Genomic DNA, 886 nt, shown 5'->3' with positions numbered 1-886 from the left:
GTGCCTCGGCCGGCGACGCCCAGCCGGCCGGGGCGACGGCCGTCCCCGCCAGCACCGCGCCCAGCGCGACGGCCGGCCACCGGCCCACCCGCCTCGGGCCTTTTCTGTGTATGCCTTGCATAGTGTCCTCTCAGTGGGGCGACGCCCTGGATTCGGCGGGCCGCTCGTCGGCCCTGCCACTGGATCGACGGAGCAGGGGGCCGCAGAGGATGTCACGGCCCGTCAGAAAGTTCCCTCGGGTTTTCCCCCTCCGGTGACATCCCGGCAGCGGGTCCGCTCCGTCGGAGAGGGCAGAGACGAACGGAGGGCACGCCCTGTGCGTAGCGCAGACCTGGAGGAGTTCCGCGGCTTCGCCGAGGACCGGTTGCCGCACCTGCGGCGGACCGCGTACCTGATGTGCGGCGACTGGCACCACGCCGAGGACATCACGCAGACCGCACTGACCAAGCTGTACGCGGTGTGGGGAAGGCGGCACCGGATCGCCAACCTGGAGGCCTACGCCCACCGGGTGCTGACCCGGTCCTGCATCGACCACACCCGGCGCCGCTGGCGGCGCGAGGACCCGACGCCCGTGCTGCCCGACCGGGCCGGCCAGGGAGCCGACCCCTCGCTGGGCCTCCAGGTCCGGGCCGCGCTGGCCGCGCTGCCGCCGCGTCAGCGGGCCGTGGTGGTCCTGCGGTTCTGGGTCGACCTGGACATCGCGGCCACCGCCAAGGCGCTCGGCTGCACCGCCGGCACGGTCAAGAGCCACACCTTCCGGGCTCTCGCCCGGCTGCGCGAGCTGCTCGGCGAGACCGACCCGTTCGACGAACTGGCCGTCACCCCTACCCCCCTGAAGGAACTGCTGTGACACATGACCACGCCCTCGACGGGCAGGACGAGCTGC

At 73.0% G+C, this 886-nt stretch carries 1 protein-coding gene; it reads left to right on the top strand.

Annotation, left to right across the window (positions count from 1 at the left end):
- Positions 1-316 precede the first annotated feature (316 nt).
- Positions 317-850, top strand: coding sequence for a SigE family RNA polymerase sigma factor (locus tag AE652_RS41920; RefSeq protein ID WP_049661368.1), 534 nt, complete (start codon positions 317-319; stop codon positions 848-850).
- The last annotated feature ends 36 nt before the right edge of the window (positions 851-886 follow it).

The sequence above is a fragment of the Kitasatospora sp. MY 5-36 genome, assembly GCF_001182915.1.
Lineage (GTDB): Bacteria > Actinomycetota > Actinomycetes > Streptomycetales > Streptomycetaceae > Kitasatospora.
Note: the sequence above shows the minus strand (reverse complement) of the source record. Positions and strands in the feature narration are given on the sequence as shown.